We start from the raw sequence: 18,574 nt of genomic DNA, 5'->3' as shown, positions 1-18,574 counted from the left end.
AGGAACAAAATATGAGCGGCCAAGACAAAATCTGGATTTTTGATACCACCTTAAGAGACGGCGAGCAGGCCCTGCGCGCCAGCTTAAGCCATAAACAAAAAATCCAGCTGGCGCACGCCATTGCCAGGTTAAATGTCGACGTGATGGAAGTGGGTTTCCCGGTATCGTCCCCCGGCGACTTTGAGTCGGTGCAAGCCATAGCACAAAGTGTCAAAGGGCCTATTATTTGTGGTCTGGCGCGCGCCGTTGCCGCCGATATAGAAGCCTGTGGCGCCGCGTTAAAAGACGCCGAACGCCGCCGTATTCACACCTTTATCGCCACCTCACCGCTGCATTTACAATACAAATTACGCCGCACTTTAGCAGAGGCCACCGAACAAGCTGTTGCAGCCATTCAGTTAGCCCGTCGTTTTACCGACGATGTAGAGTTTTCCTGTGAAGACGCCGGTCGCACGCCGATTGATGATTTGTGCCGTATTGTCGAAGCCGCCATTAAAGCCGGCGCCCGCACCATTAATATTCCCGATACTGTGGGTTACACCATTCCAAACGAATTTGCGCAGATTATCACTGGCCTGCGAAGCAAGGTGCCGAATATCGATCAGGCCATTATCAGCGTGCATTGCCATAACGACTTAGGTTTGGCAGTTGCCAACAGCATCAGCGCCATTCAGGCCGGCGCGCGGCAGATTGAGTGTACGGTGAATGGTATTGGCGAGCGTGCCGGTAACTGTTCGCTGGAAGAAGTGGCGATGATTATTAAAACCCGCGCCGATGTGTTGCCGTTTTACACCGACATTAAAAGCACCGAAATTTACCGTTCCAGCCATCTGGTCAGCCAGATTTGCCATATGCCCATTCAGCCAAACAAGGCCATAGTTGGCGAAAACGCTTTTGCCCACAGCTCAGGCATTCACCAGGATGGGGTGTTAAAAGCACAAAACACTTACGAAATAATGTCGCCTGAGCAGGTGGGCATTCGTCAGAACGAACTGAACCTAACCTCGCGCTCTGGCCGCGCTGTCATTGCGCACCGTTTGGCGGAACTGGGTTATGGCAAAGAAGATTACGATTTAGAACAGATTTACAGCGCCTTTGTGGCTTTGGCCGATCAAAAAGGCCGGGTCTTTGACTACGACTTAGAAGCTTTGGTGTTTTTCCAGAATCTGCAGGATGACGACGAACACTACCAATTGGAGTTTTTAAGCTCCAGCACCCACACAGGCCATGTTGCCAGCGCCACTGTTGGCATCAAAGCCGGCAACCAAGTGTTCACCGAAGCGGCCACCGGCAATGGTCCGGTGGAAGCGGCTTTTTCGGCAATTCACCGTATCGCCAAACTGGACGTCAAAATGGTGGATTACAACTTACAGGCCAAAGGTGAAGGTGAAAACGCTTTGGGTCAGGTCGACATTATTGCCGAATACCAGGGCCGTCGTTTTCATGGTGCAGGTTTGGCCACCGACATAGTGCGCTCTTCTGTGCTGGCTTATGTGCATGTGCTGAACCTGATTGAACGCAGCAAGCGCATTGACGCCGTAAAGCAGGCGCGCAAACAGGCCTGAAGCAAACAGCTGACATAACCCTATTCCAGAACAAAATTAAACCAGAGAACAAAATGAAAACTTACAAAATTGCAGTATTGGCCGGTGACGGCATAGGCCCCGAAGTGATGCAGCAAGCATTAAAAGTGCTGGAAGCGGTGTCCGACAAGTTTGGTTTTGCCATTCAGACTGAAGCTGCCTTAGTAGGTGGCGCCGCTATTGATGAACATGGCGAAGCCCTGCCCGCCAGTACTCTGGATTTGTGTAAACGCAGCGACGCTATTTTATTTGGCTCCGTTGGCGGCCCGAAGTGGACCAGTCTGCCACCAGCGCAGCAGCCGGAGCGCGCTTCGTTATTACCACTGCGTAAAACCTTCGACTTATTCTGCAATTTGCGCCCGGGCAAAATTTACCCGGCTTTTGCCGAGTTATCGCCATTGCACCCGCGCACCAGCAGTCAGGGCATGGATATTTTGTGTGTCCGTGAACTTACAGGTGGCATTTATTTTGGTGAAAAAGGCCGCTCGCAAGACAGCGCTTTTGACACCCAAAGTTACAGCGTAAAAGAAATTGAGCGTATCAGCCGTGTTGCTTTTGAAGCTGCCACTAAGCGCAATAACAAAGTCACTTCTATTGATAAAGCCAACGTGCTGGCGACTTCAGTGTTGTGGCGTGAAGTCGTCGAACGCGTTGCCAAAGATTACCCGGGCGTTGCGCTTGAGCATATGTATATCGATAACGCAGCCATGCAGCTGATCCGGGCACCCAAACACTTTGACGTGCTGCTCTGCGACAACCTGTTTGGCGACATTTTATCTGATGAAATTGCTGCTATTGCCGGCTCTTTGGGTTTATTACCATCCGCCAGCTTAAACGGCTCCAACTTTGGTTTATATGAACCGGCCGGTGGCAGTGCACCGGATATTGCAGGCCAGGGCATCGCTAACCCGGTGGCACAGATTTTATCCGCCGCTTTATTACTGCGCTTTAGCTGTGGTGAAGAAGCTGCCGCCCGCGCTATTGAAGCCGCAGTAGAACAGACCTTAGAGCGCGGCATAGTCACCCGAGATATCAACCCATCATCCACTTACAGCACGGACGACATTGGCAATGCCATCGTCAATGCTATTCGTATTACAGAAAACGCAGGAGCATAACCATGGGCCGCACTCTTTATCAAAAAATCTACCAAAGCCATGTGGTGGGCTCTTTAAACGGCAGCACAGATTTATTGTTTGTCGACCGCCACCTTATTCACGAAGTGACCAGTCCGCAGGCATTCTCTGGTTTAAAACTGGCCGGGCGTAAAGTACGGCGGCCGGATTTAACCTTCGCCACTATGGATCACAACACCTCCACTCAGGTACGTAGCTATGACGCCGCCGGTGAAACCTCGCGTAAACAGCTGGAAGCGCTAGCTGCCAACTGCGCAGAAAATGGCATTGAATTGCTGGATCTCTATCATCCGGATCAGGGCATAGTGCATGTGATAGGCCCTGAACTTGGTTTAACCCAGCCCGGCATGGTGATTGTGTGTGGCGATTCCCATACCTCTACCCACGGCGCATTTGGCGCTATCGCTTTTGGTATCGGCACTTCAGAAGTAGAACACGTGCTGGCCACCCAGACTTTGCCACAACAAATGGCAAAAACCCTGAAGGTGGAAGTCACAGGCAAGCTGTCGCCTTTTGTGACGCCAAAAGATGTGATTCTGGCTATTATCGGCAAATTAGGCACAGCTGGCGGTAATGGTTATGTCGCGGAGTTTTGTGGTGAAGCCATTCGTGGCATGACGATGGAAGGGCGCATGACGCTGTGCAATATGAGCATTGAAATGGGCGCCAAAGCCGGTTTAATTGCACCGGATGACACCACTTTTGCTTATCTCAAAGGCAAGCCACATGCACCAAAAGCAGAACATTGGGATGCCGCAGTGTCCTACTGGCAGTCGCTGTATTCAGACGCCGACGCCAGTTTTGACAAAGTGGTGACTATTGACGGCAGTCAGATCAAACCTCAAATCAGCTGGGGCACCAACCCTGAGCAGGTGATTGCGGTAAACGAGCCGGTGCCGGCACCTGAGTCTTTTACTGATTTAATTAAAGCCGATGCCGCCAAACGCGCTTTAACCTATATGGGCTTAGAAGCAGGCCAGAAGCTGACGGATATCAAGGTGGATGTGGTATTTATCGGCTCCTGCACCAATAGCCGCATTGAAGATTTACGTGCCGCCGCCGCTGTGGTAGGTAGCCAAAAAGTGGCGTCCGGTGTACGCGCTTTGGTGGTGCCAGGTTCTGGTCAGGTTAAACGTCAGGCCGAAGCTGAAGGTTTAGCTGATGTGTTTAAAAACGCCGGTTTTGAATGGCGTGAACCTGGCTGCTCCATGTGTTTAGGCATGAACGACGACAGAGTGGACGCCGGACAGCGCTGCGCTTCTACCTCCAACCGGAACTTTGAAGGCCGGCAGGGCCGTGGCAGCCGCACCCATTTAGTCAGCCCGGCGATGGCAGCGGCGGCTGCTATTGCCGGTAAGTTTGTTGATGTTTCTCAGATTTCATTTTCAGAAGGAGCGCAGGCATGAGCCAGATTTTCGCTAAGGGTTTAGTCTGTCCGCTGGATAAAAACAACGTGGATACCGACCAGATCATCCCAAAACAGTTTTTAACTTCAGTCAGCCGCGATGGTTTTGCAGAGGCGCTGTTTTTTGACTGGCGTTATCAGGCAGATGGCAGCGCCAATCCGGACTTTGTGCTGAATGAGCCGCAGTATCAGGGCGCTGCTATTTTGCTGACCCGCGCCAATTTTGGTTGTGGCTCGTCGCGGGAGCATGCACCATGGGCCATTCAGCAATATGGTTTTAACGTGATTATCGCCGAAAGTTTTGCTGATATTTTCTTTAATAACAGCGTGAACAACGGCATGTTATTGATTAGCCTCAGCGCCTCCAATATCGAGTTTTTGTTTAACCGCTGCAAACAAGGGCCGCAGCAGTGGCAAATTGATTTGGCCAATCAGGAAATTCTGCTGGGCAACAATGCAGCTGTTGGTTTTAACATTGATCAGGACGTCAAACAACGGCTGCTGTCTGGCCTGGATTTTATTGGTGCCAGCGAAACCTTAAGCCCACAAATCACCCAATATGAAGCACAGCGCCGTCAAAACACGCCCTGGCTGGGCTGATTGGCGGTAGTAACTCAGTGGGCATACTTAACCGGTGGCTCGCCTGGCAGAAGATTGCGCGAGTGGCTCCGGTTTGCAAGCACCACTGTGCCTCTGATGTTGAGCATAAAAAAACGCAGGATTCTCCTGCGTTTTTTGCTTAAGCCAAAGTGCAATTGCAGTATTTGGCTTTACCTTTAACTCATTAGGTAGATAGGCCTTTAACTGCGTATCTGGCCGTCACCAATCACTATATATTTTTCCGTGGTTAAAGACTCCAGCCCCATAGGGCCATAAGCATGTAACTTGCTGGTGGAAATACCAATTTCCGCCCCTAACCCCAGCTCACCGCCATCAGAAAAACGCGATGATGCATTGACCATCACCACAGCTGAGTTAATCGCTTTTAAAAAACGCTGGGCGCGGCTGATATCCTGGGTGCAGATCACTTCGGTATGGCCTGAGCTGTGTTGTTCAATATGCGCAACAGCTGCGGCAAAGTTGTCGACCACTTTCACCGACATCGCCAGCGCCAGGTATTCAGTATCAAACTGATCGTCAGACGCTGCCTGAGCTTGTGGCAGCAAAGCAACAGTGCTGGCACAGCCAAATAGTTGTACACCTTTTTCTGTCAAAGCCTTGCCGGCTAAAGCTAAAAACTCGTTGGCGATATCGGCATGCACCAATAAGGTTTCCAGTGCATTACAAACACCCGGCCTTTGTGTTTTGCCGTTCAAAAGCAGCGCTAAGGCTTTGTTAAAGTCAGCGGCTTTATCGACAAATAAATGACAAACGCCTTTGTAATGCTGGATCACAGGAATACGACTGTGTTCACTGACAAAACGAATTAAACCTTCGCCACCGCGTGGGATCACTAAGTCCACAGTGTTGTTTTGCTGCAGCAGCTGCAGCAATAAATCCCGGTCCGGATTGGGTAATACACTAATAGCCGCCGGATTGAGCTGATGAGCAACCAGCACCTGCTGTAACACCCTGGCAATGGCCAGACTGGAATTTGACGCTTCACGGCCGCCGCGTAAAATCACTGCATTGCCGGATTTAAAACACAAGGCGCCGGCATCAGCCGTAACATTGGGTCTGGCTTCATAAATCATCGCTATCACACCAAGCGGAATGCGCATACGTCCCACCTGAATGCCATTGGGTCTTGGCGCCAGCTGACGGATTTGCCCGACAGGGTCGGTCAAACCTGCTATTTGCCGCACTGCGCCGGCTAGCACCTGAATGCGCTCTGGTGTTAATAACAGCCTGTCCTGCATCGCCTCAGCCAAACCATTGGTTATCGCATTTTGCATATCCAGCTGATTTTGCTGCAATATTTCGTTGGTTGCTGCTTCCAGGGCGTCGGCCATCGCCAGCAACACCTGGTTTTTCTGCGCTTCAGATAACTGCGCTAATTGCCGGCTGGCCACTTTGGCTTGCTGGCATAAAGCCACCAATTCTGCTGTGGTATTTACTTGCTGCATTTTGGCTACTCCATCAGAACTAAATCGTCGCGGTGTACCGCCACTTCACTTGGGCAATAACCCAGCACAGCCTCAATCTGGCTGCTGTGAATGCCTTTGATTTTATTCAGCTCAGGTGCGCTGTATTGGCAAACGCCTTTGGCCAGTCGGGTACCTGTGCTGCTGACCAGCCAGATTGCATCCCCTTTATCAAAATCGCCCTGAACAGCAGTTACCCCTTTGGCCAGCAAGGATGCGCCTTTGTGCAACAAGGCTTCTACAGCACCGGCGTCCAGCGTCACTTCGGCGCTGGCTTTGCTGCTGTGCAATAACCAGTGTTTTTTTGCTGATAAGTGGCCGGGCTGGGCACAAAACAGCGTGCCGGCAGCCTCGCCTTTGAGCAGCGCATCAAAGCTGCTGGCTTTCTGGCCATTGATGATCAGGGTTTCGATGCCCTGCGCTGTGGCTTTGGCTGCGGCCTGTAACTTAGTCACCATTCCACCTGTGCCTACACTGTGGTGGCTGCCACCGGCCATGGCATAGATCTCTGGTGTAATGGCATCAACCCGGGCAATAAACCTGGCGTCCGGATTGGTTTTTGGGTTGGCGCTATATAAACCGTCAATATCAGAACAGATGATCAGTGCATCCGCATCCACCACAGTGGCAACCATGGCAGCTAAGTTGTCGTTGTCACCCACTTTCAGTTCAGCTGTGGCCACTGTGTCGTTTTCATTGACCACAGGCAGAGCTCCATGGCTAAGCAAAGTGCGTAAGGTATTGTCGATATTCAGATATCTTCTTCGGTCGCGTAAATCATCATGGGTTAACAAAATCTGCGCGCAGGGCCAGTCCAGCAGCTTGCTCCAGATCATCATCATCTGACTCTGGCCAATAGCCGCCATGGCTTGTTTCACGTTGATGGGCAGCGGTTGATGGCTAAAGGGGATAGCAGCGCGGCCTGCAGCCACACTACCGCTGGACACCAGCACCACTTCCACCCCCTGTAATTTGCATTCGCTGATAAAGCGGGCAATCGCCAGCAAATACCGGGTGGAACAACCTTTGCCTTCCGGCGCAATCAAAGCACTCCCCACTTTGATCACAATCCGCTTCCAACGCAGCGCGTTCATCTTGTTAAAAACCTCTGTCATTCCGGTTAAATCCGGCCTGAGCTTAACTTTTCAGACGTATATATGTCCAGATCAATCCAGTGGCCGGACGAGTTCAGCAAAATGCCGCCAAATTTACTGGCATCCACGCCACGCTCTGACTACACTGCCGCCGCCATTAACCTTTAGATTCAGCCAAAATTCAGTTCTGCCGAACTAGGCTGCTTTTAATGCTTACATCAAGGAATGCTGATGAATACACGTCATTTTCTGGTTGCAGCTGTCTGCGCCAGTTTAACTTTAAGTGGTTGCGCCACTATCAATCAGAACAACACCACTAAAGGTGCGGCTATTGGCGCTGCAGTGGGTGCCATTGCCGGTAAGGCCACCGGCAACCACAAAAATAAAAGGTTAGCCATTGGTGCTGCTTTAGGTGCATTAACAGGCGCCGCCGTTGGACGTTACATGGATAATCAGGAGCAGGCATTGCGCGAGCAGTTGTCAGGTACTGGCGTAAAAGTGTATCGCGACGGCGATATTCTGCGTCTGGATATTCCGGCTCAGGTTACTTTTGCCGTGGGCCGCTCTGATATTCGGGCCGATTTATATCCGGTGTTAAACGACATCGCCAAAGTATTGGGTGAATACAATAAAACCATGTTGGTGATCACAGGTCACACCGACGACACAGGCCCAATGGCGCTGAATATGCAGTTGTCACAATCCCGTGCCGACGCGGTAAAAAGTTACCTGATTGCGCAGCAGGTAGACCCTATCCGTCTGGAAACCCGGGGTGTAGGCCCGAATTACCCGGCAGTGCCAAATACCAACGAAGCCAATCGCGCGATGAACCGTCGGGTGGAAATTCATATCGAACCCGTAACCGAATAAGGTTGTCCCAGGGGCGGTTGCTTGTTTTTTTAGACCGCCCTTTTTTCCTCTGATCTGCTCGCAGCATTCCCAACATCCACTCAATACGCTCAACTCAAAGCTGATGCTGGTTTTGACCGCTAGTACAATAGCGAGCCGCCATACTGTTTAATCCGGCAAAAAAACGTTAGTCTTGGCCGGTTTTTCACAGTAAGGGCAATTTTGCATGCAGTTATTACTCTGGGTAACACTGATCTGGTCTTTTAGTTTTTCACTGATAGGTGAGTTTCTGGCAGGCAAAGTAGACCCTTATCTGGCCGTTGGCAGCCGCATGGTACTGGCACTGTTGTTGTTTTTACCCTGGTTAATCCGTTACAAAACACCGCCCAAACAAGCATTGGCATTGGCCGCTATTGGTGCTGTGCAGCTTGGGCTGATGTATCTGTTTTTTTACCACAGCTTTTTATATCTGACCGTAGCTGAAGTACTGCTGTTTACCATTCTGACACCGGTTTATGTGGTGTTGTTTGACCGTATTTTGCAACGCAAAACTATCAGCTGGCGCTGGCTTGGGCCAGCAACTTTGGCCGTGCTGGGTGCTCTGGTGATCCGCTTTACCGCCCCAACCACAGATTTCTGGATCGGTTTGATGTTGGTGCAGGCTGCCAACCTCTGTTTTGCTTTTGGGCAAGTCGCATACCGTCAACTGAACCTTGGCAGCAGCGTGCAACAACAACGAAGTTTTGGCTGGTTTTTTATCGGCGCTGCTGTGGTTGCAGCTCTGGGTGCCTGGCTTTTTGCCGACTGGCAAAAAGTGCCACAACAAGCAAGCGAATGGGTCATTTTAGTCTGGTTAGGGCTGGTGGCATCAGGCCTGGGTTATTGGTTGTGGAATGCCGGTGCCCGGCAAGTGAATGCCCATCAGCTGGCAGTGATGAATAATCTGTTGATCCCGGCCGGTTTACTGGTGAATTTTGCGCTTTGGCAACAACAGGTGAACTGGCTGACTTTTAGTCTGGGATCGGTGTTAATTATCTGGAGTCTGGTGTGGGGAAAAAGGCTCAGCAATTAGCTGAGCCTGAGAGCATTTAGTTCACCGCGTACTGGCGTTGTAATGCATTCATCTGATTGTTCAAAGCGGTCAGTTCCTGCTGCTGTTTTTGCTTCTGCTCGGCAAATTCCTGCCGCAGTTTTTGCATTTTTTGATTCAGCATCGCCAGATAATTCGACTTGGCGCCTTTTTTCTGCGCTTCGTAATATTCATCTTCCAGCGCTGTTAACTGCTTCTTTTGCTGCTGCTCAGTGACCGACAACTGATACTCCAGGTAGCGGCCTTTTTTCTTCAGGCTTTCCATCTGCAAATCGGTTTTTTTATTGCTGCTCAGCACCACATTGCCAGCGTTCACTTCCTGCGCCAGCTCAGCGTTTTCTTCACATGGGAACTGACTAAAAGTAACTTTGCCGTCCTGTTCGCATTGATAGACGTTGGCATGCGCACTGGTGGCACAAAGTAATAATAAGCAAAGGCTATGACTTTTCATCGGCAGTTCTCCCAACTTGAACGTTAAATGTACAGAAGCATTTAAGATCAAGCAAGTACTGAACCAACAAAGTTACATATTTCTGACGGCGTCACAACTGGTTAACAACAGACGCCGGCAGCAGCGCCGGCGTCAAAGCCTTTAACCACGCAGCTTGCGGCGCATAAAGTTAGGCCATGCCATGGCAGCCTGATGGATGTCGGCATTGTAATATTCAGTGGAAAAATCGGCGTTATCAACATCTTCCCGGCGGAAACCGTCAAAAGGCTGACCTTTACGTGCCAGAGTGCAAGTCCACCAACCACTTGGGTAAACCATTTGTGGAAAATTCAACGTTTGCAGTGCAGCAAAACCTGCGTCTTTCATCGCTTCGCGCATCGCGTTTAAAAGCTCCAGATGGATCAGCGGCGACTCACTTTGTTGTACCAGAATGCCACCTGGTTTTAACGCGTTAAAACAGCTTTGGTAAAAAGCCCGGTTAAATAAACCCTCACCAGGACCAATAGGGTCGGTTGAATCCACAATCACCACATCCAGGCTTTCTGGCGCCGCTTCACGCATATATTTGATGCCGTCATCAAACAATAAGGTGACACGCGGGTCGTTATTGGAAGCGCACAGCTCAGGGAAATATTGTTCCGCCATGCGGGTGACCTGCTCATCAATATCGATTTGGGTGACCGCCTGTACTGATCGATGTTTTAACACTTCACGTAAGGTACCGCAGTCACCACCGCCGATAATCACCACCTGCTGCGGATTGGGATGAGTAAACAACACCGGGTGGCTTAACATCTCGTGATAGAGGAAATTTTCCCGGCTGCTGAGCATAATCACGCCGTCGATCACCATCATATTGCCAAAGTCTGTGGTTTCGTAGACTTCAATATGTTGGAAAGGAGACTGAACTTCAGCTAACTTTTGGTGAATTTGCAGCGAAAACGCACTTCCGCTTGGTTGAAAAATCTCGGTAAACCATTGTTTAGAAATAAGTTCTGACATAGCTCCACTCCGGGCACTGGCAAAGGGGGCAATTATTTTGCCAGTGAAGCCGCTTTGGGACAAATTTTTCATGTTTTTTTGCTGCTATTGCACTTAAAATAGCGGCCTAATTTTTTGAAGGGCACGACAATGGCAGAATGGGGTATCGACAAAGCAAGATCCATCTATAACGTAGCAGTCTGGAGCGAAGGCTATTTTGACGTCAACGCACAGGGCAATCTCGTTGCTTATCCGGATCAGGATCACAGCAAACCAGGCATCAGCTTTCCGGAGCTGACTGCACGTTTTAAAGAAGAAGGATTAACGCTGCCGGTGTTGGTACGTTTTACCGACATTCTGGAACATCGTGTTGATACGCTGATCAAGTCTTTTGCCAAAGCGAAGCAAGAGCGCGAGTATCAGGGCGAATATACAGCGGTTTACCCAATTAAGGTAAATCAGCAGTTTTCCGTAGTCAGCAAACTGGTCAGTCACCACAGTGGCAAAGTAGGTCTGGAAGCAGGTTCTAAACCAGAACTGATGGCCATTTTAGGTGTGACGGAACAGCCACTGCGTATTGTTTGTAACGGTTATAAAGACAGCGAGTTTTTACGTCTGGCCACTATTGGCCAGATGATGGGCCACAGCGTTTATGTGGTTGTGGAAAAACTGTCTGAATTAAAAACCCTGATCCGCGAAATTGACAGCCTGGAAGCGGCACCTTTTATCGGTATCCGTATCAAGCTGAATTCTGTAGGTAAAGGCAAATGGCAAAACACCGGTGGTGAAAAAGGCAAGTTTGGCTTAACCGCCACTCAGGTGCTGCAAGCCATTGATATTTTGAAAGAAGCTGGCAAGTTAGATTTATTACAGCTGGTGCATTTCCATATAGGTTCACAAATTGCGAATATCCGTGATATTCACAATGCGATTCGTGAATGTGCCCGTCATTATGCCGAACTGCGTACCTTAGGCGTGCCTATCACCACAGTGGATGTCGGTGGTGGTTTAGGTGTGGATTACGAAGGTTCGAACTCACGTTCAGCCTGTTCGATGAACTACACCATGTACGAATATGCCCGTAACGTAGTCTATGGCTTAAAAGAAGTCTGTGACGAATACGATTTGCCACACCCGAACATCATCACTGAGTCTGGCCGTGCTATGACAGCACACCACGCTGTTCTGGTCACAGACGCTATCGACGTCGAACGTGCACCTGGCCTGCGTCATTTGCCGGAACCAAGCGAAGATTCACCTCAGGTGGTATGGGCTTTATGGGATTCTTATCAGAATGTCACAGCCCGCTCTGCGGTTGAGGCTTATCACGACGCCGTGCATTATTTTACCGACGCTCATGCGCAGTACGTGCATGGCCTGCTGACGCTCAAAGACTGGTCGTTACTGGAGCAGATTTATTTTGCCACCATTAACAAAGTGAAAGACAAGCTGGACTTATCCTCACGTTCACACCGTGAAATTCACGATGAACTGAATGAAAAACTGGCCGACAAGTTGTTTGTTAACTTCTCATTGTTCCAGTCGATGCCGGATGCCTGGGGTATTGATCAGCTGTTCCCGGTGATGCCACTGGAGCGGATGAACGAATCGCTGGAACAACGCGCCATTATTCAGGACATCACCTGTGACTCGGACGGTGCGCTGAAGAGTTATGCCGACGGCAATGGTATTGAATCCAGTTTGCCACTGCCAGCGTATAAAGAAGATGAACAGTACCTGCTGGGTATGTTTATGGTGGGCGCTTATCAGGAAATTCTCGGTGATTTGCACAACCTGTTTGGCGACACCGACTCGGTGCATGTTGAACTGAACAACGACGGCAGCTACAAACTGACCAACGCCATTAAAGGTGACACAGTGGCTGACGTATTACGTTATGTGCAGTTTGACGCAGAAAAACTGCTGCAGTCGTACAAAAACCAACTGGCGACTTCGAAGTTTAACCCACAGCAACAGGCCTCTATGCTCGAAGAGCTGAAAGCCGGTGTTTATGGTTACACCTATTTCGAAGATTAAGGTACACTGACACAGGTCGGAGCAGTCCAACACTGTCACGATGCATTGAGATATAAAGAGCAGGCCACCCTGCTCTTTTTATTTGTGGAGGAAAACCTATGTTGCACTTTTTGCCTAAGCCTTTGATTGGCATCATCTCTTTTCTAATGTATCTGCTGAATACCCTATTCTGGGCAGGCCCTATTTTATTGCTGGCGATTTTAAAACTGCCTCCGGTGCGGTTATGGCAAGTGGCTATCACCTACTTACTGGATACCTGCGCCAGCGCCTGGATCAGCCTGAATAACTTCACCAATAGTTTATTCAGTAAAATTCATTGGGATATCAAAGGCCTGGACAAATTATCGGTGAAAGACTGGTATCTGGTGGTGGCCAATCATCAGTCCTGGGTCGACATTCTGGTGCTGCAAAAAGTGATGAACCGGCAAATCCCGTTTTTGAAGTTTTTCCTGAAAAAAGAGCTGATTTATGTGCCTGTGATAGGCCTGTGCTGGTGGGCGCTGGATTTTCCTTTTATGAAACGTTACAGCGCCGCTTTTTTAAAAAAATATCCGCAGCTCAAAGGCAAAGACATTGAAACTACCCGCAAAGCCTGCGAAAAATTCCGTTATAAACCTGTGTCTGTGATGAATTTTCTGGAAGGCACCCGCTTTACGCCGGAAAAACAACAACAGCAACAATCGCCATTCCGGCATTTATTAAAACCCAAGGCCGGTGGCATTTCTTTTGTGCTGAACGCCATGGGAGAACATCTGCATAAATTGCTGGATGTGACTATTTATTACCCCAAGGGCTCGCCAAGCTTCTGGGATTTTATTTCTGGTAAAGTACACGACATTAAAGTAAGAGTAAGGGTGTTGCCGATTGAACAACATTTAATTGGCGACTATGAAGATCCGCATTTTCGCGAACGTTTTCAACACTGGGTGAATCAGTTATGGCTGGATAAAGACCGGCAACTGAGTGCTCTGCAACAGGGAGAAGTATGATGCTGATGGATGTATTCCGGCTGTTGCGTGCACCTTTGGCACTGCTGCTGTTTAGTCTGAACCTGACGGTCTGGGGCATGATTGTGACAGTCTGCGGCCTGCTGAAACTGCTGCTGCCACTACCTGCACTGCAGCGTCAGGTCTCCCGGCTGGCGCACTGGGCTTACCGCCACTGGTCTTTGCACAACCGCCAGCTGATCAACCTGTTTAACCCGGTAGAGTGGCAACTCTCAGGTCTGACCGAACTGAAGCCGGACAGCTGGTATTTATTAATATCCAACCATAAAAGCTGGCTGGATATTCCGGTGCTCAGTCAGTTTGCGCTGGAGCGTATTCCGGAGCCGAAGTTTTTTTTAAAAGAAGAACTCAAATGGGTACCTTTTATTGGTTCAGCGTCCTGGGCGCTGGATATGCCTTTTATGAAAAGGTACAGCCAGGCCCAAATCCAGAAAAACCCGGCGCTCAAAGGCAAGGATATTGAAACCACAAAAAAATCCTGTGAAAAGTTCCGCCACACCCCGACCACTATTATTAATTTTGTTGAAGGCACCCGTTTTACCCGGGCCAAGCATCAACACAAAAACAGCCCGTTCCGGCATTTGTTACCTGCCAAAGCAGGTGGTATTGCCTTTACGCTGGCCAGTATGGGCCCGCAGTTTGATGCAGTGCTGGATGTCACCCTCATTTATCCGGACAACCCCAATCATGTGTTAATTGACATGTTATTGGGTAAATTAAAACGGGTGGTGATCCAGGTAGAAGTGCTGCCAGTGGATGACAGCATTATTGGCGATTATTTTAACGACGAAGCTTTTCGCCAGCGTTTTCAGCAATGGCTGAACCAACGCTGGGTGCATAAAGACCAGCAAATCAGCCATTATCTGGGTACAGCGCCTGTCACTCTGACGGAGCTGGATTGTTCGTCGGTTTAACGATAAGCACTGAGCAGCAGATTGCGGGGGGTCACACTGGCCTGACACAACTGCTGCAGCTGCACCTGATACCCCTGCTCTGCCAGATATAAAGCCCGATCCAGCACCAGCCACAGCTCAAGCGGTCGGCGAAACAAATGTTGCACCAGTTCAATACGTCGTTGCAGTAGCAGTAATCGCTCAGCCTGAACTAAATAACACTCGCCGTCCTGCCCTAACGGCCATTCAAGCTGATGCTGCGCTGCGGCCCATTGGGCAAAGTCGGTAAAAGCGCCACTGAACCAGTGTTTCCCGGTTGAAGGCAAATTGCGATAAAGCGGGCTGCCGCTTTGTTCACTCTGCCACAGCTGATAAGCACGGCGCCATAATACTTCGGTATGGCGTAAACGCCGCACCCGCTCACCTGCGGTATTTTGCCCCTGCACCGCCAGTTTCAGCTCAGCACGGCTTAACCTTAAGCTGCTGGTCAAAGCCAAAGTCGACAACGGCTGATACCACTCATCCTGCTGCAAATGATAACAACAGGGCAGCACATGCAGTTCAGCACAATGGGCAGCAACACCAGCGGTCAGTGCTACCCGGTGTAAATCACCACAGGCATGCAGTGCCACCAGCTGATCAATACCGGCCAATACCGGCTGTGTCTGTGCTGTCAGCACATTGTGTTCGATAAAAAGTTGTTGCAGCTTGAGTTTGTCAGCACTGTGCTGGCCTTGTTGGCATAACTCGGCCTGCCATTCCAGGCTTGTCACCTTATTTTGATAAGCAAAACAAAGCACCTTACCCAGATGGCCTTTACCGGCGCACCACTCCAGCACCTTAAGGCCTGGCTTGCCAACAGCTTCGGCAAACAAGCTGATTTGCTGCCATTTACGCCCACCAATATCGGTACTGAGCCAGAAGGGTAATGTCAGTCCCTGGGGCGCAAAGTACGGCAGTTTTGGTAAAGCGGCAAATAACTCCGGGAAAAAGACCGCAAAATACTGCTGCTGTAATGCCGGGCTTTGGTCGATGGCGTCGCATTGTTCCAAACTGAACGATAACAACAGCTGGTTTAGGCTGTGATCGGAAAAAGGCAGATCATTTTGCTGCATCGGCTGCAACCGCCAATATACCTGCTGTTGCTCCAGTAGCTGGTTCAGCTGTAAAAACCACAACTTCAGATCGTCAATCGACACAGATTATCCACTTTTAAGGTCATATCAGGCTGGCATTATACGAAGGCAAGTTGTGTCAAAGCTACTGTTCCGGCGCCCGGCACTGGCCTCTGTCGCACAGTTATGCCAGACTAAAGCAACCCCGGTTTTTGCGCAGAATAAACAAATGAATGATTTAGTTCGTGTAATGCATGTGGAAGATGATCAATCTATTCAGGATGTTGCCAGAGTGGCACTGGAAATAGTCGGCGGTTATCAGGTATGCACTTGTGGCTCGGGTCAGGAAGCACTGGACAAATTCAGCAGCTTTGCACCTCAGCTGGTGTTGCTGGATGTGATGATGCCTGGCATGGACGGCCCGACGACGCTGAAACAACTGCAGCAAAGGTACGATTTGCGTCAGGTGCCTGTGGTGTTTATGACGGCCAAGGTGCAGGCCAGCGAAATTGAATCTTATAAAGCGCTGGGCGCCAGTGACGTGGTGGTCAAGCCTTTTGACCCTATGACCTTATCAAGCCAAATCCGTCGGATCTGGCTTGACGGTCATCAGGCTTAATCCTGCTCCTGCCGCGTTTTAGCGGCAGTTTCAAACAACTGATTGCTTTGAGCCGCAAAATCTTCGGCTGGCACCGGGCTATTCAGATAAAAATTCAGCGGTAATAAGCTGTTGTCAAATTGCGGCGCCAGCTGACGCGACTCATCAAACCAAAAACCCAGTCCCAGACTTTGCACACTGAGTAACAACGCTAAGCCAAAAGCCATGGCTATTTTTTTACCTGTGCTCACCTGCATCGCCAGATAAAAGTTAGCGCCCAGCAACAGCGTAAAGATCAGTAAGCGCCCGCCTTCCTGCAACCAGTTGATAGCCGCAGCCCCGTCAAAACTGAAATTGAAGATCGCCATCAGGCCCTGCCACACCGCCAGCACGCTGAGTCCGATAAAAGTGATGCCTAACTGGGGTAAAAACCTGGCTTCGTGCTGATTAATCTTGGACCAGAGCGCCAGCACTGCCGGCCATAAAGTTAATACCAGTAATAACAAAGGTAAATTGGCCAGACTGCGCGACCACTGCGCCTGTTGTTGCTCAGGTGCCGACAGCCAGATATGAAACACCTCTTCAAGCACCACAAACAGCAACAGCAACAGGATCATGCCAAGATGACCACAACGCAACAACAGTTGCTCCAGCGGATTAAAAGGCATAGCCGGCGCCACCTGATGGCGGTCGTCATAAATACGCACCGCCTGCTCACCCAGCCAGCATAACTGGCCCGACGCCAGCGGCTCAGCTTCGGTCAGCGGCTGTTTTGGTTGCAGATAACTGCCATTCATCGAGGCCAGATCCCGCAATAACCACTGCCCCTGCTCGTCCTGCACCAGCTCGGCATGATGCGGACAAATATGTTTGTCGTACAAAATCACATCATTGTCATAAGCCCGGCCCAGCGCCACCCTGTGCTGGCTGAATTTATGGCGTTCCGTCACCTTGTGCTGTTTATTCAGCACCTCAATAATTATTGCCATAACACAGCCTCACTAAATTTGCGGGCAAAAGCCTGAGCGTTGTCCTGACTGACCCCTGACAGCGTAAAGTGGCTGATCACCCCTTGCTGCTGATGGTCTAAAGAAGCGGCCAGATACAACACATCAAATAAAGCGGCAAAGTTGCGGTAAGCCCGCACACAAAAAATGGTTTTGGCGTGTTGGCCATTGGCCTGCTGCACTACCTTGTGCTGGCACTCAAAAGGCGTGACATCTTCTTTGCTGGCCTGATTATCGGCATTGGCACTACTGATATTCTGCTGATAACGGTTAAAAAACTGCAGCGGATGCAAACCTGCGCCGTGTAACCACTCAAACTGCATTTCAATACGGCCGGTACTAAACTGCTGAGATAAGAAAATTTCTTCGCCCTGACTACAAAATGCCGCCACTTTTTTCAGCTGGTCTTTGCTTTTTTCCACATTGGATTCACCCCAGCAGCGGATAAAAGACACCACTTCGTCCGGCACCTTGCCCGGGCCAAAATCTTTCAGTTGCCAGTCGGCCGCCAAAATTTCACTGAACATTTTTTGCTGGCTGTCAAACAACTGCTGCGCTATTTGTTTGGGTAAATCGGCATCATGCTGTTGTTGCTGCTGATAGCTGGCCAGCAAGCGCTGCAGCGCATCGGCAGGTACCAGAAAACCAAGCTGATTGCCGGCAGAAGCGACGTTCACCCCCACCACTTTGCCACTGGCATCGACAGTCGGGCCGCCGCTCATGCCGGCATTCACAGCGCCGGTAAAATGAATGCGCGGATAATAACTGTATTTTTGCAGGCCATTGTAGGTACCAGGCACCAGAATCATGCCCAAATCATGCGGGTTGCCCAGTGAATACAAGGTGGCACCCTGCACTGGTTTTTCCGGCTGAATGCTGAACCTGTGCTCTGGCTGATAATCGGTTTGCACCAGCGCCAGGTCGTTGACCACATCCACCGCCAGCACTGTTAAAGCGCCTTTTTGCTGATTAACCGCCAGATATTCCAGCTGATATTTGTCTGGAAACAACACAGCTTCCGACACCACATGGTAATTGGTAACCAGTAAATTCGGTTGTTCCAGCACAAATCCAGTGCCAATTGAAGACTTGGCGCCCGAGGCTTTTTCCAGCACCCGCACCTGTAATAAGGCAGGTTCATAACGGGCAAATAATTGCTCGGCCGAATCAGCCTGCACCTGCAAAGTGGTGAGCAACAACAAACAACAGCAAAACCAAATCCAGCGCATAACAGATCCTTGTGA

General features: G+C 50.1%; 17 protein-coding genes. 10 read left to right on the top strand and 7 right to left on the bottom strand.

Annotated features, from left to right (window positions below; all coding sequences use genetic code 11):
- Nucleotides 1-11: 11 nt before the first annotated feature.
- Genes leuA through leuD form a run of 4 tightly spaced genes read left to right on the top strand, consistent with a single transcriptional unit; the run spans nt 12 to nt 4,724 of the window.
- On the top strand, nt 12-1,565 hold the full coding sequence (gene leuA / locus N3Z11_RS16015; RefSeq protein WP_260658209.1) for a 2-isopropylmalate synthase: 1,554 nt from the start codon (nt 12-14) through the stop codon (nt 1,563-1,565).
- A 53-nt stretch (nt 1,566-1,618) separates the two neighbouring features.
- Complete coding sequence (gene leuB, locus N3Z11_RS16010; protein ID WP_260658208.1) at nt 1,619-2,701, top strand: 3-isopropylmalate dehydrogenase; 1,083 nt, start codon at nt 1,619-1,621, stop codon at nt 2,699-2,701.
- A 2-nt stretch (nt 2,702-2,703) separates the two neighbouring features.
- The gene (gene leuC, locus N3Z11_RS16005) at nt 2,704-4,125 is read left to right on the top strand and encodes a 3-isopropylmalate dehydratase large subunit (RefSeq protein ID WP_260658207.1); all 1,422 of its coding nucleotides are present in this window, start codon (nt 2,704-2,706) and stop codon (nt 4,123-4,125) included.
- Nucleotides 4,122-4,724: a 3-isopropylmalate dehydratase small subunit gene (gene leuD, locus N3Z11_RS16000; RefSeq protein ID WP_260658206.1), complete on the top strand. Its 603-nt coding sequence runs from the start codon at nt 4,122-4,124 to the stop codon at nt 4,722-4,724. Before leuC ends, leuD begins: the two co-directional genes overlap by 4 nt.
- Before the next feature lie 200 nt (nt 4,725-4,924).
- Here the strand turns inward: leuD and N3Z11_RS15995 are convergent, their stop codons facing one another.
- Together N3Z11_RS15995 and proB are read right to left on the bottom strand one after the other, a co-directional pair.
- Nucleotides 4,925-6,190 (bottom strand): glutamate-5-semialdehyde dehydrogenase, encoded by a 1,266-nt coding sequence (locus tag N3Z11_RS15995; protein WP_260658205.1) that lies wholly within the window; start codon nt 6,188-6,190, stop codon nt 4,925-4,927.
- A gap of 5 nt (nt 6,191-6,195) precedes the next feature.
- The gene (gene proB, locus N3Z11_RS15990; RefSeq protein WP_260658204.1) at nt 6,196-7,323 is read right to left on the bottom strand and encodes a glutamate 5-kinase; all 1,128 of its coding nucleotides are present in this window, start codon (nt 7,321-7,323) and stop codon (nt 6,196-6,198) included.
- 210 nt (nt 7,324-7,533) lie between these two features.
- On the opposite strand from proB, the gene N3Z11_RS15985 reads away from it, so the two are divergent.
- Together N3Z11_RS15985 and N3Z11_RS15980 are read left to right on the top strand one after the other, a co-directional pair.
- Nucleotides 7,534-8,172 carry an OmpA family protein gene (locus N3Z11_RS15985; RefSeq protein ID WP_260658203.1) on the top strand — a complete coding sequence of 213 codons (639 nt, stop codon included), beginning with the start codon at nt 7,534-7,536 and terminating at the stop codon, nt 8,170-8,172.
- A 205-nt stretch (nt 8,173-8,377) separates the two neighbouring features.
- Nucleotides 8,378-9,223: an EamA family transporter gene (locus N3Z11_RS15980; protein ID WP_260658202.1), complete on the top strand. Its 846-nt coding sequence runs from the start codon at nt 8,378-8,380 to the stop codon at nt 9,221-9,223.
- 16 nt (nt 9,224-9,239) lie between these two features.
- Here N3Z11_RS15980 and N3Z11_RS15975 read toward each other — a convergent pair whose 3' ends face one another.
- Together N3Z11_RS15975 and speE are read right to left on the bottom strand one after the other, a co-directional pair.
- Nucleotides 9,240-9,692 carry a DUF4124 domain-containing protein gene (locus N3Z11_RS15975; protein WP_260658201.1) on the bottom strand — a complete coding sequence of 151 codons (453 nt, stop codon included), beginning with the start codon at nt 9,690-9,692 and terminating at the stop codon, nt 9,240-9,242.
- Between the two features lie 141 nt (nt 9,693-9,833).
- On the bottom strand, nt 9,834-10,694 hold the full coding sequence (gene speE, locus N3Z11_RS15970) for a polyamine aminopropyltransferase (protein WP_260658200.1): 861 nt from the start codon (nt 10,692-10,694) through the stop codon (nt 9,834-9,836).
- Nucleotides 10,695-10,823: 129 nt separating this feature from the next.
- Here speE and speA point away from each other — a divergent pair, with 129 nt between their 5' ends.
- The 3 genes from speA (at nt 10,824) to N3Z11_RS15955 (ending at nt 14,631) form a co-directional block, all read left to right on the top strand.
- Nucleotides 10,824-12,710 carry a biosynthetic arginine decarboxylase gene (speA, locus tag N3Z11_RS15965; protein WP_260658199.1) on the top strand — a complete coding sequence of 629 codons (1,887 nt, stop codon included), beginning with the start codon at nt 10,824-10,826 and terminating at the stop codon, nt 12,708-12,710.
- 98 nt (nt 12,711-12,808) lie between these two features.
- Nucleotides 12,809-13,699: an acyltransferase gene (locus N3Z11_RS15960; RefSeq protein WP_260658198.1), complete on the top strand. Its 891-nt coding sequence runs from the start codon at nt 12,809-12,811 to the stop codon at nt 13,697-13,699.
- Nucleotides 13,696-14,631: an acyltransferase gene (locus N3Z11_RS15955; RefSeq protein ID WP_260658197.1), complete on the top strand. Its 936-nt coding sequence runs from the start codon at nt 13,696-13,698 to the stop codon at nt 14,629-14,631. The genes N3Z11_RS15960 and N3Z11_RS15955 overlap by 4 nt, the downstream gene beginning before the upstream one ends.
- Here N3Z11_RS15955 and N3Z11_RS15950 read toward each other — a convergent pair.
- Nucleotides 14,628-15,809 (bottom strand): SAM-dependent methyltransferase, encoded by a 1,182-nt coding sequence (locus N3Z11_RS15950; protein ID WP_260658196.1) that lies wholly within the window; start codon nt 15,807-15,809, stop codon nt 14,628-14,630. The genes N3Z11_RS15955 and N3Z11_RS15950 overlap by 4 nt on opposite strands.
- 145 nt (nt 15,810-15,954) lie before the next feature.
- On the opposite strand from N3Z11_RS15950, the gene N3Z11_RS15945 reads away from it, so the two are divergent.
- Nucleotides 15,955-16,344: a response regulator gene (locus N3Z11_RS15945; protein ID WP_260658230.1), complete on the top strand. Its 390-nt coding sequence runs from the start codon at nt 15,955-15,957 to the stop codon at nt 16,342-16,344.
- Here the strand turns inward: N3Z11_RS15945 and N3Z11_RS15940 are convergent.
- Nucleotides 16,341-17,312, bottom strand: coding sequence for an FHA domain-containing protein (locus N3Z11_RS15940; RefSeq protein ID WP_260658195.1), 972 nt, complete (start codon nt 17,310-17,312; stop codon nt 16,341-16,343). The two genes, N3Z11_RS15945 and N3Z11_RS15940, sit on opposite strands and share 4 nt — an antisense overlap.
- Nucleotides 17,303-18,559, bottom strand: coding sequence for a serine protease (locus N3Z11_RS15935; protein ID WP_260658194.1), 1,257 nt, complete (start codon nt 18,557-18,559; stop codon nt 17,303-17,305). Before N3Z11_RS15935 ends, N3Z11_RS15940 begins: the two co-directional genes overlap by 10 nt.
- Nucleotides 18,560-18,574: the final 15 nt, after the last annotated feature.

Source organism: Rheinheimera sp. 4Y26, assembly GCF_025245835.1.
Lineage (GTDB): Bacteria > Pseudomonadota > Gammaproteobacteria > Enterobacterales > Alteromonadaceae > Pararheinheimera.
The sequence above is the reverse complement of the archived record's forward strand: the minus strand, read 5'-3'. Positions and strand labels throughout refer to the sequence as shown.

Excerpts from the sequence above, each read along its gene's own strand:
- leuA (WP_260658209.1), top strand. The coding sequence starts at position 12 with ATGAGCGGCCAAGACAAAATCTGGATTTTTGATACCACCTTAAGAGAC.
- leuB (WP_260658208.1), top strand. The coding sequence starts at position 1,619 with ATGAAAACTTACAAAATTGCAGTATTGGCCGGTGACGGCATAGGCCCC.
- leuC (WP_260658207.1), top strand. The coding sequence starts at position 2,704 with ATGGGCCGCACTCTTTATCAAAAAATCTACCAAAGCCATGTGGTGGGC.
- leuD (WP_260658206.1), top strand. The coding sequence starts at position 4,122 with ATGAGCCAGATTTTCGCTAAGGGTTTAGTCTGTCCGCTGGATAAAAAC.
- N3Z11_RS15995 (WP_260658205.1), bottom strand. The coding sequence starts at position 6,190 with ATGCAGCAAGTAAATACCACAGCAGAATTGGTGGCTTTATGCCAGCAA.
- proB (WP_260658204.1), bottom strand. The coding sequence starts at position 7,323 with ATGACAGAGGTTTTTAACAAGATGAACGCGCTGCGTTGGAAGCGGATT.
- N3Z11_RS15985 (WP_260658203.1), top strand. The coding sequence starts at position 7,534 with ATGAATACACGTCATTTTCTGGTTGCAGCTGTCTGCGCCAGTTTAACT.
- N3Z11_RS15980 (WP_260658202.1), top strand. The coding sequence starts at position 8,378 with ATGCAGTTATTACTCTGGGTAACACTGATCTGGTCTTTTAGTTTTTCA.
- N3Z11_RS15975 (WP_260658201.1), bottom strand. The coding sequence starts at position 9,692 with ATGAAAAGTCATAGCCTTTGCTTATTATTACTTTGTGCCACCAGTGCG.
- speE (WP_260658200.1), bottom strand. The coding sequence starts at position 10,694 with ATGTCAGAACTTATTTCTAAACAATGGTTTACCGAGATTTTTCAACCA.
- speA (WP_260658199.1), top strand. The coding sequence starts at position 10,824 with ATGGCAGAATGGGGTATCGACAAAGCAAGATCCATCTATAACGTAGCA.
- N3Z11_RS15960 (WP_260658198.1), top strand. The coding sequence starts at position 12,809 with ATGTTGCACTTTTTGCCTAAGCCTTTGATTGGCATCATCTCTTTTCTA.
- N3Z11_RS15955 (WP_260658197.1), top strand. The coding sequence starts at position 13,696 with ATGATGCTGATGGATGTATTCCGGCTGTTGCGTGCACCTTTGGCACTG.
- N3Z11_RS15945 (WP_260658230.1), top strand. The coding sequence starts at position 15,955 with ATGAATGATTTAGTTCGTGTAATGCATGTGGAAGATGATCAATCTATT.
- N3Z11_RS15940 (WP_260658195.1), bottom strand. The coding sequence starts at position 17,312 with ATGGCAATAATTATTGAGGTGCTGAATAAACAGCACAAGGTGACGGAA.
- N3Z11_RS15935 (WP_260658194.1), bottom strand. The coding sequence starts at position 18,559 with ATGCGCTGGATTTGGTTTTGCTGTTGTTTGTTGTTGCTCACCACTTTG.